This window comes from Brevundimonas sp. (assembly GCF_032107865.1).
Classification (GTDB): Bacteria; Pseudomonadota; Alphaproteobacteria; order Caulobacterales; family Caulobacteraceae; genus Brevundimonas.
Genome location: NZ_DAMCNG010000368.1, coordinates 1 through 1,470, shown reverse-complemented (window position 1 = coordinate 1,470; position 1,470 = coordinate 1). Strand labels below are relative to the sequence as shown.

The following is a 1,470-nucleotide window of genomic DNA, read 5'->3' as shown; positions in this document are numbered from 1 at the left end:
GATCAGGTCCGCATCCCCCGGCAGGGCCTGCCCCGGCGGCACGAAGCCGAAATCCACGCCCGGCTCATGTCGCAACGGATCGAAGTCGTCGAAATTGGCGATACGCGACAGCATGGGCACGGCGATCCGCACCCGTCCGCCGCCTGCGCTGCCCGACCGCTCCAGCACCACGGCGTCCTCGGCCGGAAGCGCTCGCGCATCCGCCAGCCATGGCGCCATGCCCAGATCCGCCCAGCCCGTGCGCCGCGTGATCTCGGCCCGGCCCTGGTCGAACAGGGCCGGATCGCCGCGAAACTTGTTGATGATGAAGCCCCGGATCATCGCCCGGTCTTCGTCGTCCAGCACCGCATGGGCGCCGACCAGAGAGGCGATCACATGGCCCCGGTCGATGTCGCCGACCAGCACCACCGGCACATCCGCCGCGCGCGCGAAGCCCATGTTGGCGACGTCCCCGGCGCGCAGGTTGGTCTCGGCCGGACTGCCCGCGCCCTCGACGATCACCAGGTCCGCCTCGGCTTGAATACGGCGGAAGCTGTCCAGCACCACGTCCAGCAGGGCGGCCTTTCGGTCCTGATAGCCGGCCGCCTGCCACACGCCCTCGACCTGACCGCGCACGACCAGCTGGGCGCCGGTGTCGCTCTGCGGCTTCAACAGGACAGGATTCATGTCGACGGTGGCCGGGGTGCGGCAGGCCAGAGCCTGAAGCGCCTGGGCGCGGCCGATCTCGCCGGTGCGGCCTTCAGAGTCAGGCGCGGTGACGGCGGCGTTGTTGGACATGTTCTGCGGCTTGAACGGCCGCACCGTCAGGCCGCGATTGGCGAAGACGCGGCACAGTCCGGCGACCAGCACCGACTTGCCCACGTCCGAGCCGCAGCCCTGAATCATCAACGCGGCCATGCGAAGCCCCCGGCGATCAGCAGCATCAGCAACAGGGCGCAGGCGACGCCGTAAACCTTCAGCCCTCGCTTCAGATCGTGGACGGATGGCGGTGCCCAGTCGCCGAAGACAGGTCGATCGGTCATGACGCCGTCATAGCGGACCGGCCCGCCCAGGCCGCCTCGGTCCATCCGGCGTTGGGCGAAGCGTGCTTGCCCGCATCGCGCCACATGATGCGCCAGCCGCCTGCGCCCGCCAGCGCGATCAAGACGCCTGCAATACGCGCCGGTATCCAGTTCATCACATCGTCGGTGCGCGCCGCCGCCCAGCCGAAGGCCCGCCAGCGCGGCTCCCTGTGGCCGATCATGCTGTCGGCGGTGTTGATCGCCTTATAGACGAACAGCCCCGGCAGGCCGCCGATCACGAACCAGAAGACCGGCGCGACCACGCCGTCGCAGAAGCTCTCGGCCAGGCTTTCCAGGGCGGCGGTCGCGATCTCGTTCTCGTCCATCGCCTCGACGTCGCGGCCGACGATCATGGCGACCGCCAGACGCGCGGCGGGCAGGTCGCCCGCCTTCAGCGGCCGGGCCACGG

3 protein-coding genes are annotated in these 1,470 nt (G+C 70.0%); all 3 read right to left on the bottom strand.

Translation table 11 applies throughout. The features are described 5' to 3' along the window. Positions 1-897: cobyric acid synthase (locus RT567_RS16775; protein ID WP_313577325.1), on the bottom strand; the 897-nt coding region annotated here is incomplete at its 3' end. After that, entirely contained in the window at positions 885-1,022 is a 138-nt protein-coding gene (locus RT567_RS16770; protein ID WP_313577324.1) for a hypothetical protein, read from the bottom strand. The genes RT567_RS16775 and RT567_RS16770, both read right to left, overlap by 13 nt. Beyond that, positions 1,019-1,470, bottom strand: a 452-nt coding sequence (gene cbiB / locus RT567_RS16765; protein ID WP_313577323.1) for an adenosylcobinamide-phosphate synthase CbiB, incomplete at its 5' end; no start/stop codon positions are given. The genes cbiB and RT567_RS16770, both read right to left, overlap by 4 nt.

Excerpts from the sequence above, each read along its gene's own strand:
- RT567_RS16770 (WP_313577324.1), bottom strand. The coding sequence starts at position 1,022 with ATGACCGATCGACCTGTCTTCGGCGACTGGGCACCGCCATCCGTCCAC.